This is a genomic window from Aquicella siphonis (assembly GCF_902459485.1).
GTDB classification, from domain to species: Bacteria; Pseudomonadota; Gammaproteobacteria; order DSM-16500; family DSM-16500; genus Aquicella; species Aquicella siphonis.
Map to the genome: position 1 here is coordinate 1042115 of NZ_LR699119.1, position 22208 is coordinate 1064322.

Genomic DNA, 22208 nt, shown 5'->3' on the forward strand with positions numbered 1-22208 from the left:
GAATCATCAACCCGGTTTTATTCTTCTTGATCTTTCACCATTTATTCACTAATCTAATAATAAGTGAATAAATGGTGAAAGTTAATGACAACGCCTCTGCAAGGCAGAATTTATGATTATATTCGGCAGTATATTTCCCTGCATGGGTATTCCCCGTCATTGCAAGAAATTGCCCGCGGCATTGGTATCAGCCCCAAGTCCATCAGTCTTGTCAGTCGCAGCATACATGCTCTGGTTGCAGCCGGCCGACTTGAGTTTCACAAGCAGGGTTACCGTAATATTCAGGTGGCTGGCAGCAGCGAATTTTTGCTGCCATTAATGGGTCGGATTGCGGCAGGTGTACCCATTGAAGCAATTGAAGAGAGGCAAACCCTGGACCTGGGTCCGCTAGTGAAAGGTGAGGGTCACTTTGTGCTTGAAGTCAAAGGAGATTCCATGGTGGAAGAAGGTATCCTGGAAGGTGACTTTGTGATTTGCAGGCATGCGGCACAGGCTGGGGAAGGCGATATTGTAGTTGCTCTGGTTGATGAGCATGATGCGACTTTAAAGCGTATTTCTTACAGGATACGGGACAGGGTTACGCTGGTTCCAGCCAATCCTGCCCTGAAGCCCAAGGCTTATTTGCCGCATCGCGTACGAATTCAAGGTGTGTTTATTGGGTTATTGAGATTAAAGATGTGACAGGTGTTTTAGTGCAAGTGTGGCGTTTAATACTTTCTCTCTCGCATGAAGCTGCGTTACGCCATGACGAGGATCATTGCGAGGGAGAAGTATTAAACTGATTTTGAGGTTCATGTCTCGTGGTCAGTGCAAATTGATTTCCAGGTATGACTATGCTTTGGCAGACAGCTCAACAAGCAGGAAAGTATTGGCCGAGAGCAATCATTCTTGTCGATATGAATGCATTTTTTGCTTCGGTTGAGCAGCTCGATCATCCTGAGTGGCGCGGGCGCGCGCTGGCGGTCACAAATGGCAAACAGGGGACTTGTGTGATCACCAGTTCGTATGAAGCCCGTGCATTTGGGATTAAAACAGGCATGCGCTTAGATGAAGCGAAGCGATTGTGTCCTGACCTGATTCAGGTGCCGGCGCATCCTGAACGCTACGTACAAGTATCGCGTGCCATCATGGAGGCACTGGCCTCCCTGACACCAGATATGGAAATTTTTTCCATTGATGAAGCATTCCTGGATGTGACGCGCTGTCAGTCTTTGTTTGGTACGCCAGAGGCAATGGGGTTAATGGCCAGGGAACTGGTCTTCAAAGCTTCAGGACTGTTGTGTTCTGTTGGTGTAAGCGGCGACAAAACCACTGCAAAGTTTGCGGCGAAACAGCGAAAACCCAACGGGTTTACAGTGATTCCGCCATGGCAGTCGAAAGAGCGGTTGAAACATGTGCTTGTAACAGAGCTTTGCGGTATCAAATCGGGTATAGGCGGTTTTCTTGCCAGACACGGTGTGCTGACATGCGGTGACATGGAGAAGGTGCCAATCAGCGTGCTGGCGAAGCGCTTCGGCAATCTTGGCCGGCGTATCTGGTATATGTGCCAGGGCGCGGACCCTGATCCCGTGCATACACAGGTTGCCAGCCCGAAATCAATGGGGCATGGCAAGGTGATGCCGCCTGGCACACGGGATATGCATGTGGTGGAAACCTATCTCATGCATATGTGTGAAAAACTGGCGTCACGCCTGCGCCATCACCACTTTCACGCGCAGCATTTTTTTGCCGGTCTGCGCAGCCGGGAATTTGGCTGGCTTGGCGGAGTAGGTCAAACCCTGCAACCGACTAACGACGGTAGGGAGATTTTCCAGCTGGGTTCATTTTTACTGGCGCAGCGATGGGAGGGTGAGTCGGTGTGCCAGATTCAGGTGACGGCTCTGGATCCTGGTTCTGGCGGGTTGCAGCTGGATTTTTTTACCGCTCCGGATATAAGGCGCTGCCAGATTAATGATGTAGTGGATGATATCAATGATCGGTTTGGTGAATTTACCATTGGGCCGGCGCCGCTTTTGTTTCGCTCTGCAACACCCAATGTAATTGCGCCGGCATGGAAACCGGACGGTCATAGGCAAACCATTTAAAAAAAACTAGTGCATGTAGGATTGTCCGTGATATCGGAGATAATATGGAGGCAGAGTAACTCGCGTGTTTTTTAATAGAGTGTATTTAACATCGCGGCGTCATAGGGTTTGAGCGGGAGCTGAGTGCGTAGACGCTGAACAAGATCAGGATTTGCGATAAACGGCCTGCCCATGGCGACCAGATCGAAATCATTGTTGGAGATGCCAAGTTCTGCGCTGGCAAATGTATACCCGCCGCAAGCAATTAATGTGCCCTGATAGTGGGTACGGATAAATGAAGTCATGGTCATGTTATCCAATTCGGGGAATTTCCTGGCGTCATCAAAATTTCCAGTATGCACATATGCCATGGGAATACGGTTTAATTGTTTCAGCAAGTGTCGGAAAACCAGCCCGTCACGCAAGTTGCCTGAAATCTCGTTCAGATATGCGCCGGGGGACAGGCGCATGCCAACCCGTTCATAGCCTATGGCATTGCCGCAGGCATGCAAAACCTCCAGAGCAAGACGCGACATGTTTTCGGGTGTGCCGCCGTACTCATCCGTGCGTTTGTTAGTATCATGATGTAAGAACTGATCAATGAGGTAACCATTTGCTCCATGAATCTCAATTCCATCGAAGCCTGCGGAGAACGCATTACTGGCTGCGCGGGCGTAAGACTGAACGATATCCTGGATTTCCTGTCTGGTGGCGGCGCGTGATTTGCCATACTGCAAACCTTGTGCGCGCGTGACGCGCCCTGACATGATAGTTTCGGAAGAAGATAAAGGCAGAGAGCCATCAAGAAAGGAGGGATGCGAGACGCGGCCGGTATGCCAGAGTTGCATGAAAATCAAACCCTGGTTTGCATGCACAGCGCTGGTGACTTGTCTCCATGCTTGCAATTGGTCGTGATTGAATATGCCTGGAACATGATCGTGTCCACGCGCGTTGCGTTGTATCACTGTGCCCTCGGTGATGATCAGGCCGGCATCGGCGCGGCGGGCATAGTAGCGCGCCATCTCGGATGTGGGAACAAGCAGGGCGTCGGCATGCACGCGGGTCATGGGCGCCATAGCAATTCTATTTTTTAAACTCAATAAAGAATTTAAGGTATAGGTAGAAAATATGTGGGGGATCGCCATAGGGTCCTCTTTTCAATATATTGATATATCGCGAATTTTCGATATATAAAAATAAATTATTTTATAAGTCAGATAGTTGTTTGATTACGGCTTTTAAGTTTTTTTCGTTACGTTTGCAGTATGTCCATTGTCCGCGCCGCTCGGTAGTAATCAACCCGGCTTGCTGCATCAGCATAAGGTATTGAGAAACAGTGGATTGTGATAATCCTATTTTTTCTTCAATCAGGCCTACACAAACACCATCTTTTTCAACATCGCAATGCTGTGATGTGAAATGCTTTTTTGGCTCTTTGAGCCAATGAAGAATTTTAAGGCGTTTCTCGTTGGACAGCGCTTTCAGAATAATTTGCAGATTCATGCCGCTATTATATCGAGTTTTTCCGATATGTCAATTAATGCGTTTGCAACGCTAAGAGATATTGGGCGGGGCCAGACGCCTGGATATCAGGCGCAGAGAGTGAGAGGTTCGAGAATGATACGCCGGGTGACGTTAATTTTATCTCCAAACCGGTTGATGGCTTCAGCGCGCATTTCAGAGGCATGGTGGTCAAAATAATGCTGCAGGTTGTCATAAGAGTCTACGGTATAACTTACGCGAAGATGATTTTGATTGTCATCTTCATTGTTTTCAACCATGCCGATTTCCGATTTTATGAATCCGTTAAATAACAGCATTTGTTGAATGTGAGGCAGCAGCCATTCATAATATTCCTGAAAAATATCATTGTTGATACTCAAATTAACTTCATAGATAACCATAAATATCCTCAATCCGATATCTGACTCCCCCCATTGTGACTCCCATTGTATAGTAAAACAGGGGCTGGCATTAAGCCATGATTTTATTTTAGAGATGGGGATAGACACAGGCATGGGTTTTTCTTGAAAACAGCCCCGCAACTTGGTATAGCATTAGTTAAATACGGGAGATCAAAACGGACAGCCTGGTTGATATTTCAAAATCTAATATATCGAGAAATAAACCATGAGCGTAATAAGATCCCATCTGTCAGAACCTGACTCTGCTGCCGCATCACAAGCGCGGCGGCCGCCATCCAGCACTTGCCTGACGCCGTTTACTTATGAAGTCATCATGGATTTGGCAAGAGACAGCCATATCATTCTTTCCTGTGTCCAGGCAGACGCATTAAAAACATTTATCTCAACCGACCCTAGCTGCAAGGAACTGTTTTCACTAATAGAACGCATCAGAAACCTGGACGCAAGCCAGCTGAGCGGCGCAGGACTGACCGATAGGGAGAAACACCGTTACAATGTATTGAATGATGAATTGGAAGCATGCAAGCCGGACTGCTCTGCCGCACTGCCATCGATCAGGCAACAATTGCATAAGAATCTTGACCGTATTCGCGAAATCAGGCGGGAGATTACCAATTATCGACATATCATGCTCTTGTATAAAACCTATCTTGGGATATTAAACGATGAGATTGTCTGGAATGAAAGCCTCGCAGATATCCACAATGAGTGGAGTGTGCAAAAACATTTCGCCTGCTGCTGCAGTGAGGAATTATTAAGGTTATATGAAATCTATAATAATATGGATTTCAACATCATCAGATTTGGTCAAATGATGGACTTTTCCAGGGCTAATTTATCCATTCCCGCCAGACTTGCAATCCAAAGCTATTGTGTTATGACTGCAAGACAGATCAAGACCGTCAAAATGCATGCTATTGCTTCCATGGCGGCTCGCTTGAAAAGTGCGGATAGATTGCATGACCTTCGCTATGATGATGTCATCCATGATATGGTTGAAAAAATAGAATACAGAATCGGTCATCGTATCATCAGGGAAGATCAGAGTAAAAAGGAAATATTCGATCAGCTTAAAGTGAGGCGCCGGCAAGGCTTGACTTATGAGTGTTGCAGGCAGTTTGTATTACAGATCAGTAAATATTGTGCTGAAGTAGAAGATCATGATTCGGATCGACAATTCTTCAGGCGGATGATACAACGTGACGTGAGCGGTTTGAGCGTGTTTACGCCTCCCATAGGGTGGTGTGAGGCTGAATGCGCCGCGGTCAATAAAGATCCTGTTGTTTATTTTCTTGTTAACCAGTTTGAAACGATTAAACATCGTGTGCTGGAAAAGATCATGCTGGAAGCCGATGCCGCGCTCGCGTTGGCTGACCAGCTGGATGCATTGATCAGGGAAGCGCGTCAATGTTATCAGATGCGGATCCAGACAAATAAAAAACTCAAAAATCCGCAAATTGAAAACAAGCTTGATGAGTGCGCGCGCGATTTTGGAGAGATGCTGACCCGGGTTCAGCAATGCCTGATGCATCAGTTTGAAGTTGAGGCCGCCGCGTTAATGGAGAATGTTATCAGCGGAGACTTTCGTGGATTGCCCTTGCTGCATGCGCTCAATATTCGTATCAATGTGTTTCAGCGGAATTACGCAAGCTATTTTGCGTTGAATCAGGCTGCGCTCAAATGCGATTTGAACTTTTTTATTCTGAGATATATTGATAATCATAGCGGTATTCTCTCCGATACCTCGATCAGGGAGCGCATCGCGAAATTGATGGCTCATTATCAATTTTGGCCGGTGACAAATAGTAATATGGCGGAAGTTGAGACGGCAAGGAAAGCGGTGGCAAGCCGTCTCGGGCTGCTGGCAGTGTTTTACCGTCAGAGTTTTTATCACGACCGTTATTCGCATTTTAACTGGATTGCTTATTTTATAAATGAAGCGGCACAGCCTGGAAAATTCGACCTGGAAAGAAGCAGGCAGCTTGCAGACATGTACCATTTCAACTGGACAGAATTTCTGCCTGTGAGTATTCGTGTCTTGACAGGCGGCGATGTCATTTATGTACCCGTTCTGATTGAGGAAATGGTTGATGCCGGTGCGCTCAATAATCCCAAATCAACCCGCAGGGCGTTCCTCATGGCTAATCGCGAGCTTATTCATGATATCAGCGAAGCGGGTGCGTATTTAATCAATGTTGTTACTCCCTATGCGGGGGTGTGTCCATTCCTCAAGCTGCAATCCCTGCATTTCAACGCAAGCTTTGTCAAGGCGATGGATCGCCTGACAGAGTTGGCGGCTCTCTTCAAATCCAACATCCAGGCAGCGCTTGGCAAGTCATTTCTGAATTATAAAATGGACAGAATGCTGACGCTGTTAATGACGCATTGCGACGAAACGCTTGCCCGTGTTCACCGGAACTGGCAGCGTAATTTATATGAGAATATTCAAGCCAATATGGCGCAATCGGATCTGAATGGCTATCTTCGTCATGAATCAGAAATGATTAATGTCCGGAATATTAATGACCTCATCACAAAAATTGAAGCGGTCTTTTTGCATCTGCCGTATCAAGCCGCGCTTATTGATACTGTCTTTTCAGCAAGCGCGCAAATACTGATAGATCTTGGTATGCGCATGTTGCCTAATCCGTCTGCTCACGGCGGTTTCCAGCAATACGTTTCCATCCTGGAAAGAATTTCTGCAATTGAAAAATTTGGCGTCAAAATTGTTCGCAAACTTACCGATAGCGGGGACATTGCCAGACTCCTGAATGCTCATCTGGATGACTTTGATGGCTCTCAGCCTGTTATCGGCAGCCTGATCGCTACGTTGTTTCCGCCAGATCGTTTGCGGGACACAAATGCGCTGGCACAATATATACTGCCATATGCGCGCAAGCGGCTTGAATATATTCGGGCGGGCGGCGGCAAGGGCATACAATCTGGTGATCTGGCATTTTTTAATGCCTATGCTTCTGTGTCGGAATGCCGGGCCCTGTTTTTGCAGGAACGAGACTATTATGAACGGACTGTTATTGATAATGTCATGAGCGACCGCCAGCCGGCCTGGGATCCTGTTACAGCGAGAGTTATCGAGATGTTTGGATCACCGGCGGATGTCAGTGTGTATCGGGCCCGCTGTGTCGTATCACTCATGCTGAATGATAAACCGGAAGAGAATGACCAGCAAAGGCTGGAAGAGTTCAAATGTTCACTTTTTCGCACGGATTTCCCTCTTATTGATCCTTATTTATTTATACATGAAAGCGGACAGTCATTTCGATTGTTCCTCGATCACTATATAGACAATCGACCCTGGACTGAAATGCGCGAGGAGATCATTTCTCTTTTTGATCCCGCATTGGCGCGTCAATACCATGTACGCTGTATTTATCAATTTCTCAATAACCAGGCGCCGCTGTTTGGCGCCTGGCTGCAGGCTAATCTTGAATATTTCCATCCATTTCATCTGTTTGGCGAAGACGAGGCAAAAAAGATATGTGAATATGTGGTGTCATTGATTCTGCAAGCTGAAAAATCTTGTCATGATTTCAATGTCGATGAAGATGAGTATCAATCCCTGGTTGATATGATTCAAAACCTGAAATGCCTCAGGATTTTTTTTCATAAAATGGATAACAATGCGGGTCAGGCGTTTTTGGAAGATGTATCCAGCATAGAGTTTGGTGTCACGCTTGCCATGCTGACCAAAAAACTGCTGAGGTTTTTGGGTCAGTCTAGCCAGGATGCGGTATATGACAATAAAAGCATTCATGAGTTAATGTCGCAGCTTATTCTTGTCATGCATGAAGTTGAAAAGAAGGAAATGGTATCGTTCCTTAACATTGAGGCGTACCTGAACTTTCTTGAAAAAGTATTATCCAATATTCCGGCCGGTCAGATGGATGGCTTGCGTGATATTTATATTGATGGTTTGTTGAATTTTCATCTTGCCATGGCATCGCATCTCAAAAAAATTCTGATTATCCTGGCCCGGTGTGAAAATATGTATCTGACCATGCCTGAAATGCTGCTTTCTTTGGCGAACGCCATTGATGATACGGATAAAATAGCCGGGCGGCGCGCGTTTATTTTGGAAAGTCTTGACGATGTGGCTGAAATCAGGCTTGTGGTGGAAAAAATTATGGCATTGGGCTGTAATATCAATGCGAGGCGCGATGCGATTCATGCTGAATATAACAAGCGTTTGCTCAGGGATGCGTCAATAAGAGATCCTGCCGATGATCCGGTTGCGTTGTCAATTGCATGTGTGAATAAATTTCTTCAAATCGGTCAAAATCCGCAACTTGTCCCTCATTATGCCAAGCATGTAGCGAAAACACTGCATGGCGTGATGTCGTGCATACCGATAGGGCGGTTTAATGAATTTGCCGCAAGGTTTCTTGCCGCCTACCCGCAAATGACCAGTATAGCTTCCAGTGCCGCCTTGGCCGGAGTGTCGCCGCTCGGCGTTTTCAATCTCTGGTCTGAGTCCCGGGAGGAAAATCCAGCCCTGCTGCAGCCAGTATTAAAAGCATTCCATTTGCAGTTTGTGGCTCATGCTATTACTGCCAGCGTTGAAAAGTATATTTTTTCCAAAATGAAAGTTAAATCAGGCGATCCGGGCGAGACGTTCATGCGCGTATGCGCCAAGATCGATGATGTGGTATCCGAAGGGCAATTACCTTTTGTCAGGCAAGAGCTGAGAATTGATCGTGATGCCAATGCAAGAAAAGTGATATTACTGATCAGGCTGCACAAGGTACTTTCTCTGGTGTATACCGGTGCGGCGAAAATGGACGCGGTCCCATCCTGCATTGAGCAGATTCTGGATGAACTGTCTCAAAAAGAGCTTGAAAAAAAGCCGGAATATTACAAGGCCAAGGAATTCAAAAAGATGCTGGAAGACGCCTTGAGAATTGCAAAATTGCGCCATATTGACGAACTGGTCCAGAAACCGGCGAACACCTGCATTACCAGAACCAAGTAAGATTGACTTTTTCTTGTTTCAAGGCGCCTCTGTTTTTATGCCAACCAGCAATCGCAGTGACATCAAGGAAAATAAACCAAGAAGCGTGAGCACCAGTGCCAGCGGTATTTGATTGTGTTCTGGCAGGATGGAAATGCCCGCGCTCATCAAGGCGGCGCCCAGCACCTGAATACAGCCGTACAGCGCGCCGGCTGTGCCGGCCATTTTGGGAAAAGGATGAAACGCGCCGGCGAAAGCGTTTGAAAAAGTAAATCCTGCGCCCATGGAAAAAATAACAATGGGTGTGACAATAACAAATGGATTAAGCCAGCCAAGCAGTCCGCAGGATAACATTGACAATCCGCTGATCAGCATTAAGAGATTGCCTATAGAGACCATCCTGGCAATTCCCTTGGACATGATCAGGCGGGCGTTGATAAAGGTGCTGATGAAAAACGATGAGGCATTGAAGAGTGAAAGCCATCCGTATTCCACCGGTGTTAGGCCTATCAGTGACTGCAGCAGAAATGGCGCGATGGTAAGATAGGAAATGAGTCCTGCATAAGCAAAACAGGAGCAGAAGGTATAACCGAGAAATGTTCTGTTCGTGATGACTTTCCAGTAATTTTTGCACATTTCTCTGAACCGGGTCGCGTCGGGATCCAGATGTTTATTGGTCTCAGGCAGAACTTTGAAAAACAGTATCCAGGTAACCGCAGAATAGATGAAGAGAGCTGCGAAGTTTGCGCGCCATCCAGACCAGTGTTGTATGTATCCGCCTGCGATAGGCGCGGCTGCCACCACAAAAACGTTGATCATGCCCAGATGTGAACCAAGACGCGCCAGCTGGCCCCCGGACAATAGGTCACGCAAAACGGGACGTCCGACTGAGCTGCAGGCTCCCACCCCGAATCCCTGGATTAGACGGCCGGCAAGAACTACTTTTACCGAGGGCGCGAAAGCGCAGACCAGGCTTCCCAGCATGCACAGGAAAATTCCATGCAAAATCGGATAGCGGCGCCCGACGCGGTCTGACAGCGGGCCATAATACAGATGGGACAAACTGAACCCCAGCATATAGACAGCCATGGTAAATTGTATCGCCGTGTTGGGTACGTTGAATGATTTGGCGATGTAAGGCAGCGATGGTGTATACATGTCTGCTGTGATTTGCGCGAGTGATGTGAATAAAATGATAATGAAAAACACTGAACGCGTCAGGGGATTGTCATGTGTGGGTGAAGGGTGCATAGATTAACCTCGTAATATTGATATTATGCAGAAATTTTTCATCGTGTGATATCGCGATGATTGCTCCTTGAAAATCTTTTAACGCCGACTCCACACTCGCCAGGCTTTCCAGATCCAGATGATTCGTTGGTTCATCCAGGATCAATAACCGGGGCGGTTGCCTGGATAGCAGGGTACAGGCGAGTTCCGCTCTCAGTTTTTCACCTCCGCTCAGGTGCTTTACCAGGCGCTGAGCGGCTGTGTTTCTGAATAAAAATGTTGCCAGGGCAGCGTATGCATCCAGTGTGGTGGCGTCCGGGTTGACTGCAAGAAAGTTATCCAGGATGGAAAGCTCCGGATCAAGAGAGGCGGCATTCTGGTCCAGATAACTGATGTGATCAGTTCCCAGGTATATCTTGCCCGCTTCTGCTTCCAATTCCCCCAGTATGAGTTTGACCAGGGTCGTTTTACCGCTGCCATTGCGCCCGATTAGTGCAATCCGTTCCGGCCCTGCAAGATGCAGGTTAAACTGATGGATGACCGGCTGCTCTTTATCGTAGGAAAATGACAGTTCTTTGATTTCAAGCAGAATTTTGCCGTTGGGTATACAGCTCTCTTGTAGATTGAGCTGAATCTCACGTGTTATTTCTATATTGGCCCGCGCTTGTTCCAGCCTCTGCTCCGCAATATGGGTGAGGCTTTCCTTTTGCCTGGCCATTCTGCCTTGTGTGCGCTCGCTGCGTCCTTTTTTGGAATTGGCGAACAGCCTGTCAATTTTGCCGGTCGTAAACAGACGCCGCCCCCGCGCGCGTTTCTGTTCTGCGCGCTCCCGCGCAAGCTGAAGCGCGGCACTGGTTTTTGCCAGCGTTTTTCGTGCGTCAGCCGCTTCATGTTCCCGCGCGGATTGAAGTAGTGCTTTTTGTTCCTGGTAATGGTCAAAATTGCCGCCGTACTGGGTCATGCCTAACGTGTTCAATTCAATGATGTGCTGCATGAGATTTAGCAGAACGCGGTCATGGCTCACAATGAGCATTCCCTTTTCCCATTGGGAAATTCTCTGATAGAGATGGCGTCTGGCGTCCATATCCAGATTATTGGTGGGTTCATCGAGAATCAGGTAATCCGCATCAGTATTGAGTGCCCGGCAGAGCAGCAGACGTGTTTTTTCCCCTCCGCTCAGGCAATGCACCGGCTGGTCCAGGGCCAGGTGAGCAAGCCCGAAAGCTGATAATTGCTGCATGACGCGCCCGTGCAGGGTCCAGTCATCTCCAACAGCCAGGAAATCGGCGTCATTCGTGCTTCCGTTTTCAATGCGTGTCAGGGCTTCTATTTTTTGTCTGACGTTTAACAGTTCTGACACTGTGACGGTTTCCGCAGGTTGAAATATTTGTGGACAATAACCTAATGTCCCCTGCACCTGTATGGATCCGGAGACGGGGGAAAGTTCACCGGCAATTAATTTCAGCAAGCTGGATTTCCCTATGCCGTTGCGGCCGACGATGCCGGTTCGTTCATTACCCAGAAACAGTGACAATCCCTGGAATAGGGGTTTGCCGCTGGCAGTGGCATAGTTTAAATGGTTTATCAAAATTTGGGGTGTTTTATGCGTCATGATAAAGCTCTCGGAACAGGTTGAACCCTGACTGTCAGCGTATTGCTTGGCAGTCACCGAATGAAAGCTTTAGTTGCGCATGCTTGAAAGAACCTCTTGAATGTGAATGCACATATTAACAAAATCCGGCCGTTATAATCAAGAACATTGAAAATGCACGGGCCTGGCGCCATTGTTGCATAGTCATATCCCTGCTATAATTTGCGCTTAAAAGTGTCCGGAACGAGTTTTAATCATTAAGAATCAAACTAACGACTATGCTGCCCAATCAACGTGAATTCATGCTGAAAAACAAGACAATTTTCATCTCGTGCGTCGTGCCTGTTTATAACGAGGAGGCAGTCATTGTTTCTTTTATCGAATCTCTGCAGGCTGTATTGAGCAGCCTCACGGAGCGGTTCGAAATTATTATTGTGGATGATGGCAGTCGTGATCATACCATGGAGAAGGTCCGGTCTCTTCCCAAGGATTTCCATGTCAAATTACTCGGGTTGTCGAGAAATTTTGGCAAGGAAGTGGCCCTGACCGCCGGCATAGAGCATAGCGGCGGCGACGTGGTGATTTTAATGGATGCGGATTTTCAGCATCCTCTTAACCTGCTTCCGGTGTTTTTGCATCATTGGGCTGAAGGGTACGACATGGTTTATGGCGTGCGTACTCACAGGGCTTCCGAATCCTATATCAAACGCCACCTTGCTCACCTGTTTTATTGGGTCATGCAAAAAATAACAAAAATTGATATACCCAATAATGCGGGTGATTTCCGTTTAATGGACAGAAAAATCATCCAGGCGCTAAACGCGTTTCCTGAACGCACCCGCTTCATGAAGGGCTTATACGCATGGGTGGGCTATCAAGCCATAGGTGTTCCCTTTGAAGTCATGGATCGCGCGGGCGGCAAAAGTTCCTGGCGCTTTTCCAAGCTGACGGAGCTTGCGATCACAGGCATCACTTCATTTTCCGATGTCCCATTGCGAATATGGGGTTTTGTTGGTTTTATCATTTCACTGCTGGCATTGGTATACGCCATTTATATCATCACCGTTACCATGATATATGGCGCGGACTTGCCCGGCTTTCCCACGCTGGTGGTTGCCATTATGTTTCTGGGGGGAATACAGCTGCTTTCAATCGGAATACTGGGTGAATATATCGCCCGCATTTTCACCGAGGTCAAACAGCGTCCCAAATATTTACTTCAAATTAAAGATGGTTTTGATGAATAAAATCTATCTGACGGTAAATGCCTACCTTCCATTGCTCATGCAGCTGTTCCGATTTGGTATTGTGGGTCTTTCTGCGGCCGCTATTCATTTTGGCACGGTGGTTCTCATGGTGCAGGGTTATACGGTTCCACCGCTGGTCGCTAATATATTCGGCTTCGCGGTTTCTTTTCAGATGAGTTACTGGGGGCACCGTTTGTGGACGTTTCAAGAGTCCTCCGCGCTGCATCGAATCGCATTTCCGCGTCTGCTGTTTGTGCAGATAGTGAATTTTGCAGCCAATGAAGCCTTGTTTTTCCTGTTTCTCGCCATGAAACTGCCGTATATGGTGGCGTTAGTCATTGTATTGACTGTTTTGCCGGTTTTTACCTTCATTTCCAGCAAACTCTGGGTATTCAGGTAATCCCGCCAGCCCGGGCGGCGCGCGCGAACGACGCTGATCCATGCGCAGGCCTTACGGGTAAGGAAACATCGCAGCCATGGACAATAAGGTGGGCTTGTTGCTCAGTAACATGATGTCATGGTACTGGCCCAGAAAATAATAACTGGGAGCGCGCAGTTTAAACTGGTCAAAGTAGTTTTCATTCACGAAAACAAACACTCGTTTTTCGCCGTTCCACCGCGTCCAAAATTGATTTTCATCGATCAGCCAGTCATCCGTATTCTGAAATGGCATGCCATACCAGAGCTCCCGCATCCAATTATCGTTTTCAGCGATACGAGGGGATTTCCAGTCAGCGACAATCGTGATCCGGCGTCGCAGATACAAGGGGACATCCTGGTAAAACTTGAAATAAGTGATGACTTCATCTTGCGGTTTGATGATTTTTTGCAGATCAGTGATGAGAGGCTTGGCTGTGTTTTGATTGAGATGTTTCGCGCCTACGGTCAGCGTCAGCAGTACTAGCAGGCTGTTGACAGCAAGAAGTGCAAACAGCGGAAATAATTTTTCCCTGCCCATCAGAAGAGGCGAAATCAGAGAGCCGACAAGATATAAGCCTGCCATGGTTTTGAGGTAAGGCATAAACCCGGGGCGCAGATCCATCCAGTGGTAATAGCTAAGCGAGATCAGGGCGCCAGCAATGAATACTCCGAGAAGCAATACCGCGGCGATACTCCAATAGATGACCGGCTGTCTCGCTTTGTCCCAGTATTGTGACAGGTAGCGTCCTGTAAGCATTGCCAGCGCGGGAAATATCGGCAGAATATAAGTAATGGTTTTTGACCGTGGGATGGAGAAAAAAATGAAAATGACAGCCACCCACAAGAGTAAATACAATTCTGACAGGTGTTCATGCCGGTCTGCCCGTATTTTCTGAAAAGCATCACCCAGCGACTGAAACAGAAAACCCGTCCAGGGATAAAAACCGGCGAGCACGATAGGCATGTAAAACCAGAATGGCGTAGGATTGTTGAACTCCCCGGCGGAAAGAAAACGGCTGACTTGCTGCGTCACGAAAAAGAAATGCAGAAATTCGGGATTGGCTTGTTGAGCAAGTACATACCATGGCAAGACAATCAACGCGAACAGGAAGAGCCCTTTGATCAAATGCATGTTCAGCAGGATCCGCCATCGGGACAGCAGGATGATCCAGGCACAGGTAATCATGGCTGGAAATGCAATGCCAATCAAACCCTTGGTCAAAAATGCGAGCGCAGCCGCAGTATAAGCACCCAATAGCAGCCGGCGGCGCGCGTTGCCTTCACTCTGTACGCCGGTGATAAAAAGGAGAAGCGAGGCGCTGATTAATACCGCGACTTCCAGGTCCAGGTTCGCATAATGCGCTCCGCCGAAATACAGGGGAGCGCTGGCGAGAATAATGGCAGAAAGCAAACCGGTGCGGCGGTCAAACAGGCGGCGTCCGCAAGCATAAGTGAGAATGCATCCGAATGTGCCAAACACGGCAGGAAAGAAACGCAATGCCCACTCCCTGATTCCGAACAGATGAATAGCTGCCGCTTGCAGCCAGTAATACAGAACCGGTTTGTCAAGAAAGGCAACGCCGTTTACGCGTGGCGTCACATAATCACCGCTGGCGACCATTTCCCGGGCCACTTCGGAATAACGCCCTTCATCCGGCGTGAACAGGGGGTAACTGCCTAGCCATAGCAGGTAGCACAAGAGGACAATGACGGTCAGGAAGAAAATGTCTGTTGTCCAATTGGAACGTGACCGTGAGACGTTTTTAGGTAATGCGTTTATAGATGACACTTGTTGATTCTCATTGATTATTTTAAGCTGGCTTACCATGAAGAAACGCATTGTACTTTGTGCGGATGACTATGGGCAAGCGCCTGAAGTCTCGCAGGGCATAATAAATTTGCTGCGCGCCGGCAGGCTGTCTGCCGTCAGCTGTATGGTGAATACGCCGTACTGGGTTGAACACGCGCAATGGCTGCGCCCGTTTGCCGGCGTGGCAGACCTGGGGCTGCATGTGAATCTGACGGAGGGACGGGCGCTTTCCAGTGAATATGTTAAAAAACATGGGGAAGAGTTTCAACCTTTGTCCAGGGTGCTTTGCAGCGCCTTGCTGCGCCAGCTTGACAGGCGTGCCATCGAGGCGGAATGCCATGCGCAGATAGACAGGTTCCAGGAGGCGGCAGGTATGCTTCCGCAGTTTCTCGATGGGCATCAGCATGTCCACCAGTTTCCGATCGTGCGTGATGTTGTTGTTCAGGTTTATCATCAGCGCTTGCGCCTGCAAAAGACTTATATCCGACTGGTGAATGAACCGCTCAAATTCAGGGATGTTTTTCTCGCGTTTAAAAAGGTGATTATCCGTCTGTCCGGGACGCGGGCATTCAATAAATTGCTTGAATCAAATTATATTCCATATAATCAATCATTTGCTGGAATTTATGATTTTCGCCGCGTTGGCGCTTATCCCCGGCTGTTTGTGGAGTTTCTCCAGTCTGTTCAGGATGGGGGATTAATCATGTGTCACCCCGGATTATATGCCCCAGAAAGCCAGGATTTAATTGCCAGCGCGCGATACGCTGAGTACCAATATCTATCAGGCGATCGGTTTCCGGAAGACTGCAGGCGCCAGGATGTGGCCCTTGTGCGCGGCGGCGTTGTTCAGGGGGGGATTTGAGGACTCTTTTATTGTCTGTACAATCTGTTATACTTGAATATCATCAGTGTGTCCTGCCTCAAGGTTTACTCCCTCGGTAAGATATCTCAGATGTAGGTTTTTTGTTTAATTAGTAAAGGTAATAAGTATGTCAGCACGTGAAAACGGAACCGTGAAATGGTTCAACAACAGCAAAGGCTACGGCTTTATTCAACGAGATCAAGGTGGAGATGTGTTCGTTCACTACAGAGCTATTCGTGGTGACGGCTATCGCACGCTCGAAGAAGGCATGCGCGTAGAATTCACCGTTACGCAGGGCCAAAAAGGTCTTCAGGCAGAAGACGTTTCTGTTGTTAAGTAACAGCGAATAATTCTTCAGGATCAATGCCGTTCGAGCGATAAACGCATGGACGGCATTTTCTTTATCAGGATGAGGCAGAGGTTTTGCAATAAATTCTGCTTACAAGTTTCTTTTTGTCTGATTTTTTCCTTAAAGTCCGATCAAGCCTCAATCCGGAATAATTTCAACAGCGTATAATTTGACATGGTTCAATGAACGTTCTCCGCCAGCATGACATTCTCGTGGATAAGTATATAATCCCACCTCCAGTATATTTTTCAGAGAGACGATTATTTTGGCCAGGTTAGCTGAACTTGAAAAAAAGTTGTTGCATTACACGGGTAAGGCGATTGCTGATTTTAACATGATCCAGGGCGGTGACAGGATCATGGTTTGCCTGTCAGGCGGCAAGGATTCTTTCACCATGATGCGCGTGCTGCATTTGTTGCAGCAGCGTGCCAAAGTGGAATTTGAACTATTTGCTTTCACACTGGATCAGGCTCAGCCCGGATGGAATGATGAGGGATTAAAATTCTGGCTCACCCAGAATAAAATACCTCATGAAGTGTTGACGCGGGATACCTATTCCATTGTGAAAGAGAAAATCCCGGAAGGGCAAACGTATTGTTCACTGTGTTCGCGTTTGCGAAGAGGCATAATATACCGCTACGCGGAAGAAAAGGGATTTAATAAAATTGCACTGGGACATCATCGCGACGATCTCATTCGTACCTTGATGATGTCTATTTTGTACAACGGTGAAATCCGTTCCATGCCGCCGAAATTACTTAGCGACAATAAAAAAAATATTATCATCAGGCCGCTCGCATATTGTCAGGAAAATGATATCGCCGAGTTTGCTCGGGCGATGGCATTTCCGATTATTCCTTGCAATCTTTGCGGATCACAGGAAAACTTGATGCGCAAACGAGTGAAAAATCTGATTGACCAGCTGGCGCAGGAAAACCCGAAAGTACCCAGTAATATCTTGCACGCATTGAGCGCTATCAAGCCGAGCCAGTTAATGGATAAAAAATTCTGGGATTTTAAAGGCCTAGAGCGGCAGCGCGGGACAGAAGCATCCGGAATTCCACTGGATGAAATGGAAGCAGTGTTTGGTTGACCGGAGTCTAGGCATGCGTGTGTTGTTTCTTTATCCTCGTACTCTTGATTCCGCCAGTTCCATGGGCGGAGTTGCGGAATTCTTATGTTCGCTTGCCCCGGCGTTAAAATCACACGAAGTCGATTCGGTGATATATGCCGGAGACAAGACTATTACGCAATTGAAGGCACCGGTTCAACTCATTACTCAATCTGTCGTCTACAATGGTCCTTTCATCAAGCCGGGATTTTTTTACTCCCGGCGGAAACTGGCGCCGGTCCTGGATTTGTGCGCGCAGATTCAATTTGATGTCATTCATGCGCAGGGAACATATACGGCAGGTTTCATGGCTATGCAAATCAGTAAAAGGACTGGCATTCCTTTTGTGGTGACCAGCCACAGCGATATCTTGAGCACAAATTCAAAACGCATGCGTCGCCGCAATGTCCAGCGGCGATGCCGCCAGGTTTTGAAACACGCTGCAGCTGTTACTCATCTGACTCCCATGATGGAAGAAATTTCTCACCAACTCTGGGATACTCGAGCGAAAAGTACGGTCATAGGAAACGGCATTGACTGTGAACTCTGGCATCCGTACGCGGCTTTGCCCGAGCGTAACTACATGCTGGGAATAGGCCGGCTTGAAAAAGGAAAGGGATTCCATGTATTAATTGATATGTATGCGCGCCTGCTCAAGATGGGGGTGACAACTTCATTAGTCATCGCTGGCAGAGGCAGTGAGGAAAATAATCTGTATGCACAAGCCAGACAATACGGTATTAATCTCGTTACGGATTGTGAGAACGTTGCGCAAATCCCTGAAAAAAGCATTGTTTTTACAGGTTATGTGCGAGACGATGTCAAAAGGCGTTTGATCGGGCAAAGCCGGTTCGTGTTATTTGCCACTCAGCCGGATTTGTGGGAAGAAGCATTCGGCATAGTTCAGCTGGAAGCGATGGCAGCAGGCAAGCCAGTCATTGCGAGCGACACAAATGTGACACGGTTCCTGCGGCAATCCGGTTTGCGAGCAGTCATTGTGGAGGCTGCGAATATAAAAGCTTGGGCAGAGGAGGCGTATCATTTGTTGCATGATGCAAATACGCGCAGAGAATACGGCAGTGAAAATTTGCTGGCTGCTGCCCGCTTTGGTTGGCTGCCAATTGCTAGTCAGTATAGAGATGTATACAGCGCAGCCTGCAAACTATAACCGGGAAACAAAAGTGTATGTTATCTGTTTCCCGGATTTTGAGCGTAATGGGACATCATGCTCCCAATGTATCATTAGCCAGCTCTTCCTTTATATCTGACCGCGGTTCTTCTGTGACTTCTTTCATGTTGGCGGCTTTTCTTTCCTGAGTGAGGCGGGCAACAACAGGAATAAGTATGAATAACAGTGCGCCTGCTGCAATCGCGCTCCAGCCTAACATGCCGAAGGTGTGACTGTAACTGGCGTTTGTAAACAAGGGATTTGTGGATTCGGTTGACCCTAGTGCGATTTTTGAGAATTGATCTGAGAGGATTGCCGCGATGCCAGTGACCATCATCCACATGCCCATCATCAGGCCGCGCAAGCGCAGAGGCGCCAATTGTCCCACCATGGCGTAGCCTATTGGTGAAATGAATAACTCGCCGACACTTTGCAGGATATAACTGACTAGCACCCAATTAAAATTTGTATAGCCTTGCGCGCTGGCAAAGCTGATTCCCACTGGCAGGATGGCAAAAGCAATGCCGATTAACAGCAGTGCGAGTGAAAACTGAAAAGGGATGCTGATATTGATGCCGCGCTCGCGCAGATGTGTGAATGCGATACTCAATAACGGCCCGCCCAGGATGATGACAACTGTATTGATGTTTTGTATCCATTGCGGCGCAATCAGAATGCCCATGAAATGACGGTCGACATTTCGCTCGATGAACAGGTTAAGTCCCATGGGAGCCAGCTGGTATAGCGCCCAAAAAATAACGGAAGACAAAGCGAGGATGATATATGCCCACATTTTGTGGCGCTCAGGTTTGCCGGGCTGCTTGATCGCAAGCGTGATAATGAGGGCGAGCATGGCTGCGCCTATAATGAGAATCAGCTGATTGCAGAATGCGGTATGCTGCAGCAAACCTCTGAGCGCGAATACCAGTGCGATAACAATCCCCAGCCCGATCAGGCGGAAATTTTTTTGCTCCTGGCGCGATGCGTCAACAAAGGGTGTGTCACGGTCTTTCAATAGTTTCCAGTTATAAAAGGTCAGCGCAAGCGCAATGAGGTTGCCAAACGCGCTTAACAGGAACAACTCGCGATAGGCTTGATGAAGATGGAAGTATCCGCCTATGGTGAAGCCGATAAAAAAACCTATGTTCATGCCGCTATAATTCCAGAGGAAGGCGGATTCGCGGCGTTTGTCATCCGGCTCGAACAATTGTGTCACCATGCAGTTGATGCAGGTGACATTGAGACCGCTGCCGCCTAGAAATGCTGCCAGTCCCCAGAGCAGATAGTTTGAGTCAGGCACGGAAATCAGAAGACAGCCAAGTACTTGGGAAACCATGCCCAGTCCGAAGAGGCTGCGGTAACTGAGATAACGTCCCCCTACATAGCCGCCCAGCAAGTGGAGAAAATAATTCAAGGCTATAAATGACCCTGTGATGCTGGTCGCCAGGGTGTCGTTCATGTTCAATCCTTTGGTGGCATAAAGGATAAGAGTGGAGTAAAGCACGCTGAAACTAAGAGTTGAAAAAATCTGGATGAGAAAAAGGGCGCCTGCGCCGGTTGGCATCACATCCTTGTATTTCTGAATAAACGTTTTTCTGGCTAGCGGTTGATTCATGAAATCGGTCTCCACATGAGAGATTGTATTTAATATCAAGCCCTTATTATTACCGGGACATCAAGGCCGTTGCGGCTCTCATGTTTTTGGGAGGGAGTTGCGCCCTAGTAATAATGCGACCTCTGAATCAAGTTGCTTGATCAGAGACGGTAAGCTATCCATTATATTGTTTTTGAGTTGTGTTTCAAGGCATCCGGCAATAGTTTTTAGCCTGGGTAGTCCGCAGTAACAGAGGGCGCCATGCAACTTATGCACCAGACGCAACAATTCAGAATAATTTTGAGCATGAAAAGCATTGTTTATCGCTGTAATGTCCTGAGGCAGGCCTTTCATGAGAAGGGCAAGCATTTCTTCCGCGAGATCGCGCTTGTTTCCGGCGAGCCTGATGCCTTGTTCCCAGTCAATGACTGGGAGATTCCCTAAATCCATAAATACTCTCCATTAAACTTTAAACTTTTTCAAAAACTGCCATGGCTTCAATATGTGAAGTATGGGGAAACATATTCATGATTCCTGCTAGTTTCAAGTGATATCCATATTGATGCACCAGTTCACCCGCGTCACGGGCTAATGTCGCCGGATTGCATGAGACATAAACGATTCGTTTGACCGCGAGCCGGGAAAGGCAGGACAGGATTTCCCGGGCTCCGGCGCGCGGCGGATCCAGTAATACCTTGTCATAGCGGGATTGCAGCCAGGGAGCTTGAGGCATTGGCTGCGTGAGGTTCGCCGCGTGAAAATCGGCGCGGGCAATATTATTTCGTCTCGCATTGTCCGCTGCTCTTGCAACCATGTCTTCGCTGCCTTCAACGCCGGTCACATGTCCGGCATGCAAGGCGATAGGCAGGGTAAAATTGCCTATTCCACAAAACAGATCGAGCACTTGATCATCCTTACGAAGTTCTAGCAGATGAACAGCCTGCCTGACCATCAGCCGGTTCATTTCCAGATTGATTTGAGTAAAATCCAGAGGTTGAAAGCTGAATTCCAGGCCGTAATCAGGCAAAGTGTAAGTCAGGCGGTGGTGTTCGTCGTCCGGATACAGTTTCTGAATGCCGGCGGGAGGATTGGGTTGCAAATAAACCTGAAATGCTTCAGCCGCGGCGAAACCAGCCAGTTTGTCCAGATCGGACTGCGGCAGCGGAGCCAAATGCCGGAACACCAGGGCGGCATCGTGATCGCCGACTGCCACTTCAATTTGCGGGATAGATTGGTATTGCTCCAGTGAGGCAATTAGTTGTGCGAGGGCGGACAGTTTTTCACCCACCCGCGGATGCAGAACCGCGCATTGTTCAAGGTCAGCAAGGTAGCGGCTGGATTTTTCACGAAATCCCACCAGCAGTTTGTTTTTCTTGATGACATATTTGACTCCCAGGCGTGCTTTGCGGCGGTAGCCGATCGTGTTGGCGGCAAGCGGCGGCAAGAGCGCGGAAGGGGACACTTTTCCAAAATGTTTGAGCTGGTCCAGCAGCGTCGTTTGTTTAAGCTGGATCTGGGCATCCGTGTTCATATGCTGCAAACTGCAACCTCCGCAGACACCGTAATGACGGCAAGGGGGGCTGGCGCGGTCAGGGGAGGATGAAAGGATTTCCACTGCCTCCGCTTCCTGATAACTTCTGCGCTTCAGGGTGATACGGCAGGTGCAGGTTTCATTAGCCAGGGCGCCGCTGATGAAGGTGGTTTTCTGATGGATGACGGCAATCCCGCGCCCATCATGGCTAAGCGCGTGCGTCCTGGCAGTAGCACAATCTTTTTCGTTGTCAAGTTTTACAAACTGATTCATAAGGATGAAAATAATAGCATAGATATTACTTTAATAAATGCGCGATTGTAATAATAGTTAAGACT

Annotated in this window: 18 protein-coding genes; 9 read left to right on the forward strand and 9 right to left on the reverse strand. The window is 47.9% G+C overall.

Annotated features, from left to right (window positions below; genetic code table 11):
* Positions 1 to 84 precede the first annotated feature (84 nt).
* Both lexA and AQULUS_RS04905 read left to right on the forward strand, forming a co-directional pair.
* Complete coding sequence (gene lexA / locus AQULUS_RS04900; protein WP_148338981.1) at positions 85 to 681, forward strand: transcriptional repressor LexA; 597 nt, start codon at positions 85 to 87, stop codon at positions 679 to 681.
* 146 nt (positions 682 to 827) lie between these two features.
* Complete coding sequence (locus AQULUS_RS04905; protein ID WP_197737292.1) at positions 828 to 2084, forward strand: DNA polymerase Y family protein; 1257 nt, start codon at positions 828 to 830, stop codon at positions 2082 to 2084.
* 71 nt (positions 2085 to 2155) lie between these two features.
* Here AQULUS_RS04905 and AQULUS_RS04910 read toward each other — a convergent pair whose 3' ends face one another.
* The 3 genes from AQULUS_RS04910 to AQULUS_RS04920 all read right to left on the reverse strand — a co-directional run bounded on the left by AQULUS_RS04910 (position 2156) and on the right by AQULUS_RS04920 (position 3967).
* Positions 2156 to 3208 carry an alkene reductase gene (locus AQULUS_RS04910; RefSeq protein WP_148338982.1) on the reverse strand — a complete coding sequence of 351 codons (1053 nt, stop codon included), beginning with the start codon at positions 3206 to 3208 and terminating at the stop codon, positions 2156 to 2158.
* 61 nt (positions 3209 to 3269) lie between these two features.
* Entirely contained in the window at positions 3270 to 3566 is a 297-nt protein-coding gene (locus AQULUS_RS04915; protein WP_148338983.1) for an ArsR/SmtB family transcription factor, read from the reverse strand.
* Positions 3567 to 3652: 86 nt separating this feature from the next.
* A complete protein-coding gene (locus AQULUS_RS04920; protein WP_172622739.1) occupies positions 3653 to 3967 on the reverse strand; it encodes a DUF4286 family protein in 315 nt (104 codons plus the stop codon).
* 226 nt (positions 3968 to 4193) lie between these two features.
* On the opposite strand from AQULUS_RS04920, the gene AQULUS_RS04925 reads away from it, so the two are divergent.
* The gene (locus AQULUS_RS04925; protein WP_148338985.1) at positions 4194 to 8978 is read left to right on the forward strand and encodes a hypothetical protein; all 4785 of its coding nucleotides are present in this window, start codon (positions 4194 to 4196) and stop codon (positions 8976 to 8978) included.
* Positions 8979 to 8996: 18 nt separating this feature from the next.
* Here AQULUS_RS04925 and AQULUS_RS04930 read toward each other — a convergent pair whose 3' ends face one another.
* Together AQULUS_RS04930 and abc-f are read right to left on the reverse strand one after the other, a co-directional pair.
* Positions 8997 to 10208, reverse strand: coding sequence for a multidrug effflux MFS transporter (locus AQULUS_RS04930; protein WP_148338986.1), 1212 nt, complete (start codon positions 10206 to 10208; stop codon positions 8997 to 8999).
* On the reverse strand, positions 10186 to 11799 hold the full coding sequence (gene abc-f / locus AQULUS_RS04935) for a ribosomal protection-like ABC-F family protein (protein ID WP_148338987.1): 1614 nt from the start codon (positions 11797 to 11799) through the stop codon (positions 10186 to 10188). Before abc-f ends, AQULUS_RS04930 begins: the two co-directional genes overlap by 23 nt.
* Before the next feature lie 257 nt (positions 11800 to 12056).
* Here abc-f and AQULUS_RS04940 point away from each other — a divergent pair, with 257 nt between their 5' ends.
* Complete coding sequence (locus AQULUS_RS04940; protein ID WP_232051839.1) at positions 12057 to 13025, forward strand: glycosyltransferase family 2 protein; 969 nt, start codon at positions 12057 to 12059, stop codon at positions 13023 to 13025.
* Positions 13018 to 13425, forward strand: coding sequence for a GtrA family protein (locus tag AQULUS_RS04945; RefSeq protein WP_148338988.1), 408 nt, complete (start codon positions 13018 to 13020; stop codon positions 13423 to 13425). Before AQULUS_RS04940 ends, AQULUS_RS04945 begins: the two co-directional genes overlap by 8 nt.
* 51 nt (positions 13426 to 13476) lie before the next feature.
* On the opposite strand, the gene AQULUS_RS04950 is transcribed toward AQULUS_RS04945, so the two are convergent.
* Positions 13477 to 15234: a glycosyltransferase family 39 protein gene (locus AQULUS_RS04950; protein ID WP_172622740.1), complete on the reverse strand. Its 1758-nt coding sequence runs from the start codon at positions 15232 to 15234 to the stop codon at positions 13477 to 13479.
* Between the two features lie 37 nt (positions 15235 to 15271).
* Between AQULUS_RS04950 and AQULUS_RS04955 the strand changes: the two genes are divergently transcribed.
* From AQULUS_RS04955 to AQULUS_RS04970, 4 genes are all read left to right on the forward strand, one after another.
* Positions 15272 to 16117 (forward strand): ChbG/HpnK family deacetylase, encoded by an 846-nt coding sequence (locus tag AQULUS_RS04955; RefSeq protein ID WP_148338990.1) that lies wholly within the window; start codon positions 15272 to 15274, stop codon positions 16115 to 16117.
* A 127-nt stretch (positions 16118 to 16244) separates the two neighbouring features.
* Entirely contained in the window at positions 16245 to 16457 is a 213-nt protein-coding gene (locus tag AQULUS_RS04960; protein WP_148338991.1) for a cold-shock protein, read from the forward strand.
* Positions 16458 to 16731: 274 nt separating this feature from the next.
* Positions 16732 to 17559: a tRNA 2-thiocytidine(32) synthetase TtcA gene (ttcA, locus tag AQULUS_RS04965; protein ID WP_148338992.1), complete on the forward strand. Its 828-nt coding sequence runs from the start codon at positions 16732 to 16734 to the stop codon at positions 17557 to 17559.
* 13 nt (positions 17560 to 17572) lie between these two features.
* A complete protein-coding gene (locus AQULUS_RS04970; protein ID WP_172622741.1) occupies positions 17573 to 18745 on the forward strand; it encodes a glycosyltransferase family 4 protein in 1173 nt (390 codons plus the stop codon).
* 55 nt (positions 18746 to 18800) lie between these two features.
* On the opposite strand, the gene AQULUS_RS04975 is transcribed toward AQULUS_RS04970, so the two are convergent.
* From AQULUS_RS04975 to rlmD, 3 genes are all read right to left on the reverse strand, one after another.
* Positions 18801 to 20360: a peptide MFS transporter gene (locus AQULUS_RS04975; protein ID WP_232051840.1), complete on the reverse strand. Its 1560-nt coding sequence runs from the start codon at positions 20358 to 20360 to the stop codon at positions 18801 to 18803.
* 78 nt (positions 20361 to 20438) lie between these two features.
* Positions 20439 to 20789 carry an Hpt domain-containing protein gene (locus AQULUS_RS04980; RefSeq protein ID WP_148338994.1) on the reverse strand — a complete coding sequence of 117 codons (351 nt, stop codon included), beginning with the start codon at positions 20787 to 20789 and terminating at the stop codon, positions 20439 to 20441.
* 19 nt (positions 20790 to 20808) lie between these two features.
* Positions 20809 to 22143: a 23S rRNA (uracil(1939)-C(5))-methyltransferase RlmD gene (gene rlmD / locus AQULUS_RS04985; protein ID WP_148338995.1), complete on the reverse strand. Its 1335-nt coding sequence runs from the start codon at positions 22141 to 22143 to the stop codon at positions 20809 to 20811.
* Positions 22144 to 22208: the final 65 nt, after the last annotated feature.